Annotated in this window: 11 protein-coding genes; 3 read left to right on the top strand and 8 right to left on the bottom strand. The window is 72.1% G+C overall.

Annotation, left to right across the window (positions count from 1 at the left end; genetic code table 11):
* Window positions 1-52 precede the first annotated feature (52 nt).
* From C1I93_RS05060 to mca, 5 genes are all read right to left on the bottom strand, one after another.
* On the bottom strand, window positions 53-1,237 hold the full coding sequence (locus C1I93_RS05060) for a 5-(carboxyamino)imidazole ribonucleotide synthase (protein WP_111242044.1): 1,185 nt from the start codon (window positions 1,235-1,237) through the stop codon (window positions 53-55).
* A gap of 51 nt (window positions 1,238-1,288) precedes the next feature.
* Window positions 1,289-3,328 (bottom strand): thioredoxin domain-containing protein, encoded by a 2,040-nt coding sequence (locus tag C1I93_RS05055; RefSeq protein WP_111242043.1) that lies wholly within the window; start codon window positions 3,326-3,328, stop codon window positions 1,289-1,291.
* Between the two features lie 50 nt (window positions 3,329-3,378).
* Window positions 3,379-5,850 (bottom strand): putative bifunctional diguanylate cyclase/phosphodiesterase, encoded by a 2,472-nt coding sequence (locus C1I93_RS05050; RefSeq protein ID WP_111242042.1) that lies wholly within the window; start codon window positions 5,848-5,850, stop codon window positions 3,379-3,381.
* Between the two features lie 240 nt (window positions 5,851-6,090).
* Entirely contained in the window at window positions 6,091-6,384 is a 294-nt protein-coding gene (locus C1I93_RS05045; protein ID WP_111242041.1) for a hypothetical protein, read from the bottom strand.
* Window positions 6,385-6,432: 48 nt separating this feature from the next.
* Window positions 6,433-7,314, bottom strand: a complete 882-nt coding sequence (gene mca / locus C1I93_RS05040; protein ID WP_111242040.1) for a mycothiol conjugate amidase Mca — start codon at window positions 7,312-7,314, stop codon at window positions 6,433-6,435.
* A gap of 204 nt (window positions 7,315-7,518) precedes the next feature.
* Between mca and C1I93_RS05035 the strand changes: the two genes are divergently transcribed.
* A complete protein-coding gene (locus C1I93_RS05035) occupies window positions 7,519-7,971 on the top strand; it encodes a DUF4307 domain-containing protein (protein ID WP_111242039.1) in 453 nt (150 codons plus the stop codon).
* Window positions 7,972-8,175: 204 nt separating this feature from the next.
* On the top strand, window positions 8,176-8,673 hold the full coding sequence (gene greA / locus C1I93_RS05030) for a transcription elongation factor GreA (RefSeq protein WP_111242038.1): 498 nt from the start codon (window positions 8,176-8,178) through the stop codon (window positions 8,671-8,673).
* A gap of 48 nt (window positions 8,674-8,721) precedes the next feature.
* Here the strand turns inward: greA and ilvA are convergent, their stop codons facing one another.
* Genes ilvA through C1I93_RS05015 form a run of 3 tightly spaced genes read right to left on the bottom strand, consistent with a single transcriptional unit; the run spans window position 8,722 to window position 12,563 of the window.
* Window positions 8,722-9,942 (bottom strand): threonine ammonia-lyase, encoded by a 1,221-nt coding sequence (ilvA, locus tag C1I93_RS05025; RefSeq protein ID WP_111242037.1) that lies wholly within the window; start codon window positions 9,940-9,942, stop codon window positions 8,722-8,724.
* Window positions 9,943-9,994: 52 nt separating this feature from the next.
* Entirely contained in the window at window positions 9,995-11,404 is a 1,410-nt protein-coding gene (locus C1I93_RS05020; RefSeq protein ID WP_111242036.1) for an amidase, read from the bottom strand.
* Between the two features lie 16 nt (window positions 11,405-11,420).
* Complete coding sequence (locus C1I93_RS05015; RefSeq protein ID WP_111242035.1) at window positions 11,421-12,563, bottom strand: cystathionine gamma-synthase; 1,143 nt, start codon at window positions 12,561-12,563, stop codon at window positions 11,421-11,423.
* Window positions 12,564-12,998: 435 nt separating this feature from the next.
* Between C1I93_RS05015 and C1I93_RS05010 the strand changes: the two genes are divergently transcribed.
* Window positions 12,999-13,441, top strand: a 443-nt coding sequence (locus tag C1I93_RS05010; protein ID WP_111242034.1) for an HIT family protein, incomplete at its 3' end; no start/stop codon positions are given.

Here is a 13,441-nt window from a genome sequence, read left to right as displayed (position 1 = left end):
GATCTCCCCTTCGTTCGCAACGGCCGGGTCCACGAGTCTCGACGCCTGACGGTCAGTCACCGGTGCCGTCCCAGAGCCAGCGGGCGGCCCGGGCGGCGCGGGCGCGTACGTCGGCCAGGTCGGCACCGAGCACCGTGACGTGCCCGATCTTGCGGCCGGGGCGTACCTGCTTGCCGTACAGGTGCACCCGGGCGGTGGGTTCGGCGGCGAAGAGGTGGTGCAGCCGCTCGTCGACAGGCATGCCACCGGGCTCACCGCCGAGCACGTTCGCCATCACCACCACCGGCGCGGTGAGCGAGGTGTCGCCCATCGGGTAGTCGAGCACCGCCCGCAGGTGCTGCTCGAACTGTGAGGTGCGGGAGCCTTCGATGGTCCAGTGCCCGGAGTTGTGTGGACGCATCGCCAGTTCGTTGACCACGATGCGGCTGCCGCCGGGCGCGGTCGGGTCGGCCACCTCGAACAGCTCCACCGCGAGCAGCCCCACCACCCCGAGGGCGGTGGCCAGGTCGATGGCGAGCTGCTGGGCGGCGACCGCCAACTCCTCCGGCAGGTCGGGAGCGGGTGCCAGCACCTCGACGCAGATCCCGTCCTGCTGCACCGTCTCCACCACGGGATAGACGGCGACCTGGCCGAAGGGCGAACGGGCCACCTGCACGGCGAGTTCCCGGCGCAGCGCCACCCGCTTCTCGACGATGAGTTTCGTGCCACCGGCGAGCAGGGTCGCCGCCAGGTCGGTGGCGGCTGCGGCGTCGGTCACCGGCCAGACACCCCGGCCGTCGTACCCGCCGCGGGCCGCCTTGAGCATCACCGGCCAGCCGACCTCGTCGCCGAACGCCACCAGGTCGGCCGGGGAGGCGACGGGACGCCACGCCGGGTTGGGTGCGCCGAGCGTGCCGAGCCGCTCCCGCATCACCTGCTTGTCCTGGGCGTGCAGCAGCGCGTCGGCCGGCGGGAAGAGCTTCACCCCCTCACCGGTGAGCGCACGGATGTGCTCGGTCGGGACATGCTCGTGGTCGAAGGTGACCACGTCACATCCCTTGGCGAAGGTACGCAGGGCGGCAAGATCGGTGTGGTCGCCGTACTGGACGTCGGCGGCGACCAGGGCCGCCCCGTCGTCCGGGGTGAGCGCGAGCACACGCAGCGACTGGCCGAGGGAGATCGCGGCCTGGTGGGTCATCCGGGCCAACTGGCCGCCGCCCACCATGCCGACCACCGGCAGACCGGTACGGGAATCCATAGCGGCGCCAGCCTAGCGGGGTCCGCCGGGGCGACCTCCGGCGGATCCGGCTCAGCCCAGCTGCGCCACCAGGTCCTCGACGCCGGTGACCGGCCGCTGGCAGACGAAGCCCCGGCAGACGTACGCGGCGGGCCGCCCGTCGAGCAGCGGGCGGTCGGCCAGCAGCGGCACCCCGGGCTGGTCCGGGTTACCCGCCACGATCACCGCGCCGGGTGGGGCGTGCCGGTACGCCGCCGCGACCAGCGGATCGTTTGCCGGATCCGACGTGACAACAGCGATTTCGTACGGGCCGGAGAGCAACGCCTCACCCACGGTCGCCGCGTACCCGGTGAACCGGGCGTGCCGCCCGACGATCGGCGCGACGGTGGCCAGCGCCGCCTCGGCGGCCTCCCGGTAGTGGTTCTCCCCGGTCAGCGCCGCGTACGCGACAAGGGCGGCGGCTATCGCGGAGCGGCCGGACGGGGTGGCGTTGTCGGTCGGGTCGGCCGGCCGGGTGACCAGCTGCTCGGCGTCGTCGGCGGTGTCGTAGAACGCCCCACCGGGCGCGGCGAAGTGGGCCAGCGCGGCGTCGAGCAGTTGCCCGGCCAACTCCAGCCACCGCCCCTCGCCGGTGAGCTGGTGCATGGCGCAGAACGCCTCGGCCACGCAGCCGTAGTCCTCCAGCACCCCGGCCGGCTCACCGACCCGGCCGTCCCGGGAGGCACGCCGCAGCCGCCCGTCGACGACGTGCACCCGGGCCAGGTGCTCGGCGGTCTGCCGGAGCGCGCCGTCGGCGACGATCACCACCCCTTCCAGCAGGTTGGCCTCGCCTTCGTCACCGAGCCGGCCGGAGGTCTCGACGAGCCGGACGAACTCGGCGAGCGCGGTGACGGCCAGCCCGTTCCAGGCGGCCACCACCTTGTCGTCGCGGGCCGGCTGGGGGCGGGTGTCGCGGGCGGTGAGCAGCCGCCGGACCACGTCCTGCCAGCGGCCGCGTACCTCCGGGGCGGCGTCGTCGACGTCACGGGCCAGCTTCAGCACGCTCATGCCGTGTTCAAAGGTGCCGGCCTCGGTCACGCCGAACAGGTCGGCGGCCCAGCGGCCGTCCTCCTCGCCCAGCGTCTCGATCAGCTGGGCCGGGGTCCAGGCGTAGGTGAGGCCCTCCACGCCCTCGGTGTCGGCGTCGAGGGCGGAGGCGAAGCCCTGGCCGGGCCGGTGCAGCTCGTCGGCGAGGAACCGGGCGATGTCCCGGGCCACCCGCAGCGCCAGGGCGTCGCCGGTGAGCCGCCAGAGCTGGGTGTAGACCCGCAGCAGCAGCGCGTTGTCGTAGAGCATCTTCTCGAAGTGCGGCACCGTCCAGTGCCCGTCCACCGAGTAGCGGGCGAATCCCCCGGCAAGCTGGTCGTGGATGCCGCCGCGGGCCATCGCCTCGCAGGTGTGCCGGACGATCTCCAGGCTGCGGGCTGAGCCGGTGCGCTGGTGGTGCCGCAGCAGGAAGAGCAGGTTCATGTGCGGCGGAAACTTGGGTGCCCCGCCGAAGCCACCGTTCGTCTCGTCGTACTCGCTGGCCAGCTGGTCGGCGGCGGCGTCGAGCAGGTCGGCGGTGAGCGGGGCGGTGGGTCCGCCGACGGCCTGGGCGCCGCCGATCGCCTCGACCACCGCGGCGCCCTGGCGCAGTACGGCGTCGCGCTGCTCCCGCCACGCGGTGCCCACCGATTCGAGCAGCCGGAGGAAGTTCGGGCGGGGAAAGTAGGTGCCGCAGAAGAACGGGGTGCCGTCCGGCGTGGCGAAGACCGTCATCGGCCAACCGCCCTGGCCGGTCATCGCCTGGGTGGCGGTCATGTAGACGGCGTCGACGTCGGGCCGCTCCTCACGATCCACTTTGATCGACACGAAGCCCTCGTTGAGCAGCTTGCCGACGGTCTCGTCCTCGAACGACTCGTGCGCCATCACATGACACCAGTGACACGCGGAGTAACCGACCGAGATGAGCACCGGTACGTCCCGCCGTTTCGCCTCGGCGAACGCCTCGTCGCACCAGGGCCACCAGTCCACCGGGTTGTCGGCGTGCTGAAGCAGGTAGGGGCTGGTGGCGTCCGCGAGTCGGTTCACCCGACGACCATATCCAGCCCGGCGGTCGACCGCCGGAGGAGTGTCGGTGGCTAGGAGGCGTCGTCGGCGCGTAGCGAGCGGACGTTGTTGGGGGTCTCGCGGGAGAGGGCGTTGAGGACAGCGGAGATCTTGTCGGCCGGTATCGGCTTGTAGAAGTGGTAGCCCTGGGCTGAGGTGCAGCCCAGCTCGGCCAGAGCCGAGCGTTGCGCGGCGGTCTCCACGCCCTCGGCCACCACCCGTAGCCCCAGCTCGTGGGCCATCCCCACGGTGTAACGCACGATCGCCGCCGCCTCCCGCGAGTCCCCCATCTGGAGTACGAAGGACCTGTCCACCTTCAACTCGTCCACGGTGATCCGGGTGAGGAAGGCCAGCGACGAGAAGCCGGTGCCGAAGTCGTCCACCGCCAGCTGCACGCCCATCGACCGCAACGCGAGGAGCACCTGGTCGATGACCTCCAGCTCACTCATCACCACGGTCTCGGTGATCTCCAGCACCAGCCGGTCGGCCGGCACCTGGTGCCGGCGCAGCGCCTCGGCGATCTCGCCGGGCAGGCGGTGATCCAGCAGGCTGCGGGCGGAGAGGTTCACCGAGATGGGGATGTCCAGCCCTTCCCGGGCCCAACCGGCGGCGACCGCGAGCGCCTTGTCCAGCACGTACCGGGTGAAGGCGCCGAGCTGATCGCTGTTCTCGATCGGCCGGATGAAGTCGGCCGGCCCGAGCAGCCCCCGCCGCGGGTGCCGCCAGCGGATCAACGCCTCCACGCCGGTCGGCGCACCGGTGGTCAGGTCGACGGCCGGCTGCAACACCAGCACCAGTTGGTCGTCGACCTGCAACGCCTCACGCAACTCGGCGAGCAGCGCCAACTGGTCGGTGCTTGCCGCGTCCCGGGCGCTGTCGTACGCGGCGACACTGCCGCCACTCGCCTTGGCCTGGTACATGGCCACGTCGGCCCGGCGCAGCAGCTCGGTCAGATCGGCGGTGCCGGCCGCCGCGACCACCACGCCGACGGAGACCTCGATGCACATCCGTACCCCGGCCACCTCGGCCGGCGCGGCCAGCCGCTCGGCGATGTCCCGGGCCTGCCGCAGCGCGTACGCCATCGGGGCGGCCCGGTCCGCGACCACCGGGACCGAGGTCAACAGCAGCGCGAACTCGTCACCACCGAGCCGGGCCAACAGATCACCGGAACGGGTGAGCGTGTCGAGCCGGCTGGCGGTCAGCCGCAACAGTTGGTCGCCGGCCGCATGCCCCAGGGTGTCGTTCACCTCTTTGAACTGGTCCACGTCGAGCAGCAGCAGCGCGACCGGTTGGCCGTGGGCCAACTGCCGTAGCGCCTGGTCACCCCGGCTGAGCATGGCCGCCCGGTTGGCCAGGCCGGTGAGCGAGTCGTGGACCGCCTCGTACGACGAGCGCGCGGTCACCAACCGCAGCTCCCGGTGCGTCGCCGCGTCGTCCAGCGCGGCGGCCAGGGCGTCGGCGAAGGCGGCGAAGACGTCCCGTTCCCGGTCGCTGGGCGGACCCGTGCCGGGGAACCGAACCCGCAACCGCCCGACCCGGCTCTCGCCCACGGAGAGGTCGCGGACCAACTCCTCCGGCCGGGGGTCGCCGTTGCCCGGTGGCCCGATCTCCCGATCGACCACCTGACCGCCCGGGTCGCCCCGGTAACGGCGCCACCGCCCGTCGCCGCGCGTCACCTCCACGTCGACGGTCTCCGCCTCGAACAGCGCCAGGGCACCTGTGACACCCGCGGCGGCCACCCCACGCTCGTCGAGCTGGTTGAGCGCCGCCGTCGCCTCGGCGAACAACCGCCAGGTACGCCGCTCACGGTCGTCGCGCAGCCGCTGCCGGTAGGTCTGCTGAAGCAGCCACAGCGGGGCGGGCAGCAGCAACAGCCAGCGCGGGTCGATCTCGATGAGCGCGACCACGAGCACACCGGCCACCACGTTGCCGACGAACATCAACACCTTGCCGCGCAGCGCCGCGAGCAGCGGGCGCCCGATCGGCATGCCGTGCCGCAGCGCCAGCATGACTCCGCCCAACCAGGTACTGGCGAGCAGGTGCGTGACGGCACCGGCGGTGACCGCGAGCACCAGCGCCGGCGTCGGCGCGGCCAGCCACGGCTGGCCCAGTGCGGTGGCCACCGACACGGCGAGGGCCACGGCGGCGGTCTGCGTGCCGGCGATCCGTACGACGTCCCAGGTGGCCCTGCCGTCGTCCACCATCGACAGCACTGTCCAGGCCAGTGTGACGCCGATCAGCGCGGCCGCCGGCAGCCAACCCGGTGGAACGAGGTGGAGGCAGATGATGAGGGCGGCTTCGGCCCAGGTTATGTTGATCACCCCGGCTGCCGCCCGGAACCGCAACCGGGCCAGCTGAGACAGGGCGAACACGGTGATCGCGATGCCGAACCGGAGGACCCCACCGAGCGGGTCGTCGGCCGGCAGCCGTACCGGCATGCTCATCCCCACCACGGCGGCGACGAGCGCGGTGCCGACCACGGCGGCGGTGAGCAGGTGGAGCATGACCGGGGTAGCGCGGCTGGCGGGTCGGTCGAGGGAAGGACCGGCCCTGCCGGAGGTCACCGACCCCCTCCCGCCGACCGGGTACGCGACAGGCGACGGACGGACACGAGTGTGATGGTCATCCGGCGCCCCCTTCCGCGCACTGGCTGGGGACTTCTGGTCCCCCCGGCGGAAGGCTAAGCCAAACCAGATGGTCGCAACAGGGGTCGACCATCCGGTTAGACGTGAATCATGCCCCGATCAGGCGTCGCGACCCTGCTGGAACCCCTTGGCACGGTCTCCGGATGAATCCACAGGCTCGGTCCCATCTGTCGGATCACCGACCGTCTGCTCCAGCCTGTGCGGTTCGGCGGCGGACTCCTCGGTGGGGAACCGGTCGGGCAGTCGACGCAGCCGGGCGTTCATGTTGCGGATCAACAGCACGGTGGCGGTGCCCAGGACCAGGATGAGGAAGAGACCCATCGGCCCGGCCAGGCCACCGGTACGGGTGTCCCCGAAGTTGTTCTGGGCGAGCACCTGGGCGACGGTCAGCATGGGATTCCTCCGAACGGGGGCGTGCGACCAGGGTAGCCCCCCGCCGGGTCAGCGGGCATGGGCCGTCTCCCGTACCCCGGCGAACAGGTCGGACTCGGGCAGCGGGCTCTCCACCAGCGACCGGGCCAGCTGGTAATCCTCGGTCGGCCAGGCGCGCTGTTGCAGCTCCATCGGCACCTGGAACCAGAAGCCGTCCGGGTCGACCTGGGTCGCGTGGGCCCGCAGCGCGTCGTCGCGGACCGGGAAGTATTCGGCGCACTCGACCCGGGTGGTGATCCGGGGCCCCTTGTCCGGCCGGCCCTCCCAGCGGGTCAGCCATTCGGCGTACGGCGACTCGACCCCGCTGGCCAGCACCGCCTCGTGCAGCGCCAGGATCTTGCCCTTGGAGAACCCGATGTCGTAGTAGAGCTTCAGCGGCTGCCAGGGCTCGCCCAGCTCCGGGTAGCGGGCCGGGTCGCCGGCGGCTTCGAAGGCCGCCACGCTGACCTTGTGGCACATGATGTGATCCGGATGCGGGTAGCCGCCCTCCTCGTCGTACGTGGTGACGACGTGCGGCCGGAACTCGCGCATCAGGCGCACCAGCGGGCCGGCGGCCACCTCGACGTCCTGGAGGGCGAAGCAGCCCTCGGGCAGCGGAGGCAACGGATCACCCTCGGGCAGCCCGGAGTCGACGAAACCCAACCACGCCTGCTCGATGCCGAGGATCGCTCGGGCGGCGTCCATCTCGGCCCGGCGGATCTCGGCGATGTTGGCCCACACGTCGGACCTGTCGAGTTTGGGGTTGAGCACGCTGCCGCGCTCGCCACCGGTGCATGTCACGACCAGCACGTCCACCCCCTCGGCGACGTACTTCGCCGTGGTCGCGGCGCCCTTGCTCGACTCGTCGTCGGGATGCGCGTGGACGGCCATGAGTCGAAGTTGCTCTGCCAACGTCGGCGCTCCTCGTCTCTGCCCACCGGCGGACCCACCCCGGGCCAACCGTTGACCTGCTGGATTTCTCCCCCGTCGCGGTGCCGGCCCGCACCGGCTGTCATATTTGACAGCAGCAGTTCTGCGACCGAGCCGGGCAGGAATGACGGATCTCCGCCATTCTTGCCGATGCCGCCGACAACAACGCCAGGGAGATACCCGCCGGTGACCGAGACGCACGCCACACTTCCGTCGGGCACGGACGGGAATACCAGCGCGCCGGTGTTTCCGCCCGGCCGGTACGGTCGCCGACGCGCCCCGCGCCGCCGCCGGCCGGTGCTGACCGCGCTGCTGGTGCTCGCCGCGGTCGCGACGCTCACCGTGATCTCCGCTCGGCTCTACCAGCAGTACGGCGATCCCACGTACGACGCCCAGGTGATCACCTATTCCGACATCACCGACAACCAGGTGGTGGTCGACTTCCGGGTGCGACTTCCCGAGGGTGGTGCCGCGGTGTGCGTGCTGCGGGCCCGCGACCACGCCGGTGCCGAACTGGCCCGCGAGGAGGTGCCGGTGACGGCCGCCGCCGGACAGACCCAGGTCACCCTCCGGCACCGTCTCGTCACCACCGCCCGGCCCTTCATCGGCGAAGTGGTCCGCTGCCGGCCACCCGCCTGAGGCCGACCAGACCCACCGCCGGCCACCGGCCTTGAGGCGACCAGCGCCGGCCGCCGGCCGCCTGGCTGAGGCGAACCGCCAGCACCCTGACCGGCGGGCCCCGGACGGCCCGCCGGACGTGATCGCCGACACTCGCTGTCGTAGGGCACTGGTAACTTGGAGGTTCACCTGTCAGCCAGCACGCACAACCGAGGAGGACCGCCTGTGTCCAATGGCAACGAGGCGCCCGCCACCTGGCTGTCCCAGGACGCGTACGACCGCCTGAAGGGCGAGCTCGACGAGTTGATCGCCAACCGACCGATCATCGCGGCCGAGATCAACGCCCGGCGTGAGGAAGGCGACCTGCGCGAGAACGGCGGTTACCACGCCGCCCGTGAGGAGCAGGGCAAGGCCGAGGGGCGCATCCTTTACCTCAAGGAGCTGCTCCGCACCGCCCAGGTCGGCGAGGCGCCGACCGTCGACGCCGTGGCGCCCGGGATGGTCGTGACGATCTACTTCGACGACGACGCCGACGACACAGAGACCTTCCTGCTCGGCTCCCGTGAGATCGCCTCGACCACCGACCTCACTGTCTACAGCCCAGAGTCGGCGCTCGGCCGGGCGATCCTGGGCGGCAAGACCGGGCAGACCTGCACCTACACCGCGCCCAGCGGCGCGGACATCAAGGTGACAGTGGTCAGCTTCGAGCCGTTCTCCGGCTGACCCACCGCCCACTCACGACACGCCGGAGGCGTGACGCCCCTCGGGGTGTCACGCCTCCGGCGTGATCGTCACCTGGTAGCCGCCGGCCCGCAGCGCGCTGATCAGCGTGTCCGAGTGCTCCACGCCCCGGGTCTCCACCGAGAGCGCCACCTCCACCTCACCGAGGCGCAGATGCGGATGGGCCCGCTGGTGCTCCACGTCCACCACGTTGGCCCGCTGTTCGGCGATCTCGCGCAGCAGCGAGGCGAGCTGACCCGGGCGGTCCGAGCACCGGACGGTGATCCGCAGGTAGCGACCGGCCGCGGCCAGGCCGTGCTCGATCACCCGGAGCATCAGCAGCGGGTCGATGTTGCCGCCGGAGAGCACGGCCACCACCGGCGTGCTCACCTCGACCGCACCGGCCAGCAGGGCCGCCACGCCCGCCGCGCCGGCCGGTTCCACCACCTGCTTGCCGCGCTCCAACAGCATCAGCAACGCCCGGGAAATGTCCTCCTCGGACACCGTGACGATCTCGTCGACGAGCTTGCTGACGTGAGCGAAGGTGATATCCCCCGGGCGGCCCACCGCGATGCCGTCGGCGATCGTGGTGAACGCCGGCAGCCGCACCGGCTCACCGGCCAGCAGCGAGGGCGGGAAGGCCGCCGCGTCCGCCGCCTGCACACCGATCACCCGCACATCCGGGCGCAGCGCCTTGGCCACCACCGCGATGCCGGAGACCAGCCCGCCGCCGCCGACCCCGGTGACGATCGTCCGCACCTCGGGGCACTGTTCGAGGATCTCCAGCGCCACCGTGCCCTGCCCGGCGATCACATCGGGATGATCGAACGGGTGGATCAACACCGCGCCGGTGCGTTCGGCGAACGTCTGCGCCGCGACCAGGGACTCGTCCACCGTGGCCCCGACCAGCTCGACCTGGGCGCCGTACCCCTTGGTGGCCGCCACCTTCGGCAGCGTCGCGTTCACCGGCATGAAGACGGTGGCCCGGGTGCCGACCAGGCCGGCGGCGAGCGCCACCCCCTGGGCGTGGTTGCCGGCGCTCGCCGCGACCACCCCACGGGCCCGCTCCCGCTCCGACAGCCGAGAGATCCGCACGTACGCGCCGCGCACCTTGTAGGACCCGGCCCGCTGAAGGTTCTCGCACTTGAGCCAGGCCGGCCCACCGAGCGCGGCGGTGAGCGGGCGGGAAGGCTCCAGCGGGGTGGTGCGAGTGATCCCGGCGAGCAGCTCCCGCGCGGCCCGCACCTCGTCGAGGCTGACCAGTTCCGTCATGCTCCGATCGTGCCACCTGCCCCGACCGGCCCGGCCGGCGGAGCCGCGCAGATCAGGCGCTGGCCGGTGACCCGGTGCCGACGCGCGGGTAGCCGGGGGCATGCCGGGGCCATGGGGCCGCCATCTCGAACTGCCCGGCGACGCCGAGCAGCAGCAGCTCCGAGCCGGGCGGACCGACCAGCTGCACGGCCAGCGGCAACCCGTCCGGGCGGCGGCCCACCGGGACCACCAGGGCGGGCAGGCCGGCGATGTTCCAGGGCGCCGCGTACGGGGCGTACCGGATGCTGGCCGCCATGTTGGCGCGCCAGGAGCGCGACGACCAGCTGGTGGCCGGCGGCGGCGCGGTCGCCAGTGCCGGGGTGAGCAGCAGGTCCACCGAGTGGTCGGTGAAGAAGCCGATCGACCGCTCGCGCCAGGCGACCCGGGACGCCTCCCGCACGTACCCGCGCCGCGTCGCCCACTCGCCGAACGTGACGTGCCGCCGGCTGCGGGCCTGCAGGGTGCGCCGGTCGATCCCGGCGGCGCCCACGTCCGCCGCGGCGGCGGCGAACCAGGTGGCGATGCCCTGCAGCCCGATGGCGGTCGGGTAGACCGGGTCGGCCGGCACGGTGTCGTGCCCAGCCGCGGCGAGCAGCCGGCCGGCGGCGGCAACCGCGTCCCGGTTCGGCGCGTCGGGCGCGATGCCGCGCACCGGGGACCGCAGCGACACCCCGACCCGCAGCCGCTGCGGCGGGACAAGCTTCTCCTGGGCGCGACCGGCGAGCACCTGGAACCCGACAGCCGCGTCGGCGACGGTGGTGCTGAGCATGCCGTGTTCGGTGAGCCCGAACCAGTCTTCCGCGCCGAGCTGGCGGGGCACCACGCCGCGGCCGGGTTTGAGACCCACCAGGCCGCAGCAGGCCGCCGGGATGCGGATCGAACCGAGCCCGTCGTTGCCGTGCGCGATCGGCACCAGCCCGGCCGCCACCGCAGCCGCCGCGCCGCCGGACGAGCCACCGGGGGTACGGCCGAGGTCCCACGGGTTGCGGGTGATGCCGGTGTCGTCGTCGGTGACCGCCCAGAGGCCCAGCTCGGGCATCCGGGTGACGCCGAGGATCACCGCGCCGGCACCGCGCAACCGGCGGACCACCTCATGGTCGGCCTCGGCCACCGCGGTACGCACCGCGGCCGAGCCGTTCCAGGTGGGCATGCCGGCCACCGCTGTGTTCTCCTTGACCGCGATCGGCACGCCGGCCAGCGGCAGGTTGGCCAGGTCCTCCTGCTCGTCGACCTTCTCCGCCTCGGTGACCGCCTCGCCGCCGCGTACCGCCCGGAACGCGGCGAGGTCGGCGTCGGCCTTGACGACGTGGTCGAGGTGGTCGGCGAGCACCTGGGTGGCCGAGACATCTCCCCGGCGTACCCCTCGGGCGATCTGTTTGGCGGTCGCCCCGACCCAGGTCGGCATGATGTCCTGCACGGCCACCCTCCCCAGCCAGCGGTCAGCCCAATGCCTGCTCCAGATCGGCGAGCAGGTCCTCGACCGTCTCGATGCCGACAGACAGTCGCACGAGATCGGCGGGAACTTCAAGCGGCGAGCCGGCAGCACTCGCGTGTGTCATCCGGCCCGGGTGCTCGATCAGGGATTCCACCCCGCCGAGCGACTCGGCGAGCACGAAAAGCTTGGCCCGGTTGCAGATGTCGACGGCGTGTTGCTCGCCACCGGCGGCCCGGAACGAGATCATCCCGCCGAAGCGGCGCATCTGCTTGGCCGCCACCTCGTGACCGCTGTGTGACGGCAGCCCCGGGTAGAGCACCTCGGCGACCTTGAGGTGCCCGTCCAGGTAGGCGGCGATCCGCTCGGCGTTGTCGCAGTGCCGGTCCATCCGTACCCCGAGGGTCTTGATGCCGCGCAGCGTGAGCCAGGCGTCAAACGGGCCGTTCACCGCGCCCATCGCGTTCTGGTGGTAGCGCAGCTCCTCGCCGAGCGCGGCGTCCGCCGCCACCAGCGCCCCGCCGACCACGTCGGAGTGCCCGCCGATGTACTTGGTGGTGGAGTGCACCACCACGTCCGCGCCGAGGGCGATCGGCTGTTGCAGGTACGGCGAGGCGAACGTGTTGTCCACCACCAGCAGCGCGCCGGCGTCGTGCGCGATGGCGGCGAGGGTGGCGATGTCGGCGATGCCGAGCAGCGGGTTGGTCGGCGTCTCCAGCCAGACGACCTTCGTCACACCCGGGCGGATCGCGGCCCGCACGGCCTCCGGGTCGGAGATCTTCGCCGGGGTGTACGCCAGCCCCCACCGCTGCGCCACCTTGGCGAAGAGCCGGTACGTGCCGCCGTACGCGTCATCGGGGATCACCACATGATCACCCGGGGCGCAGACGGTACGCAGCAACGCGTCCTCGGCGGCCAGCCCACTGGCGAAGGCGAGCCCGACCGGCCCACCCTCCAGCGCGGCCAGGCACTCCTGGAGCGCGTCGCGGGTCGGGTTGCCGGAACGGCTGTATTCATAGCCCTGCCGGGGCGCACCAACGGCATCCTGGGCGTACGTGCTGGTCTGGTAGATCGGTGGGATGACCGCGCCGGTGCGGGCCTCCGGGTCCTGACCGGCGTGGATCGCGAGCGTGTCGAAGCCGTGGTTCATTTGGCAGACGTTAGTCCTTCCACCCACCAGCGGCTTCCAGTCGGTCAGCATTGCGGTCGTTTGGCACCGGTTCGGTCAGTTCCCGCACAAGTGCGGGGTCGGTGTAGGTCGCGGCCGTGGCTTTCCACTCACGCGGGGTCTGCGTCAGGCTGCGCCTCAAGCGCCGCAGCCCCAGCTGCCGAATGCTCACCCCGACCCACCCCAATAGATCAAGATCCAGACAAGTTCAGGGAAAGTGCTGCCTCATCAGCCGCCAGCCGGCAAGACAGCACTTTCCCCGAAACTGCTACCAGGGCCGACCCCACCAGCCCCGTGGCCGGTCACTCCCGGTTGTTCAGCGGACCGTCGTGGCGTCCGCCGGGCCACAGTGGCGCCTCCGATCGCCTGCCCGAGGATGATCGGTCGCGACGGTACGGTCGGCCGGTGGCGAGTTGTGTGTTCTGCGCAATCGTGGCGGGCGAGGTGCCGGCGTTCCGGGTCGTCGACGAGGCGGACGGGATGGCGTTCCTGGACACCCGACCGGTGTTCAAGGGGCACGTGCTGGTGGTGCCGCGCCCGCACCTGGTGACCCTGGCCGACCTGCCGCCGGAGTCGCTGCCTGGCTATTTCGGGCTGGTGCGGCGACTCGCCGTCGCGGTCGAGGCCGGTCTGGGCGCGGGCGGCACGTTCGTGGCGATGAACAACCGGGTGTCCCAGTCGGTGCCGCACCTGCACACCCACGTGGTGCCCCGGACCAAGGGCGACGGCCTACGCGGCTTCTTCTGGCCGCGTACCCGCTACGCCGACGACGCCGAGGCCACCGGGTACACCGACCGCATCCGCGCCGCCCTCTCCCTGCCTCTTATACACATCTCCGAGCCCACGAGACTAGCGCTCAC

Source organism: Micromonospora endophytica, from assembly GCF_003236305.1.
Classification (GTDB): domain Bacteria; phylum Actinomycetota; class Actinomycetes; order Mycobacteriales; family Micromonosporaceae; genus Micromonospora; species Micromonospora endophytica.
This window is presented reverse-complemented; position numbering and strand designations above follow the sequence as displayed.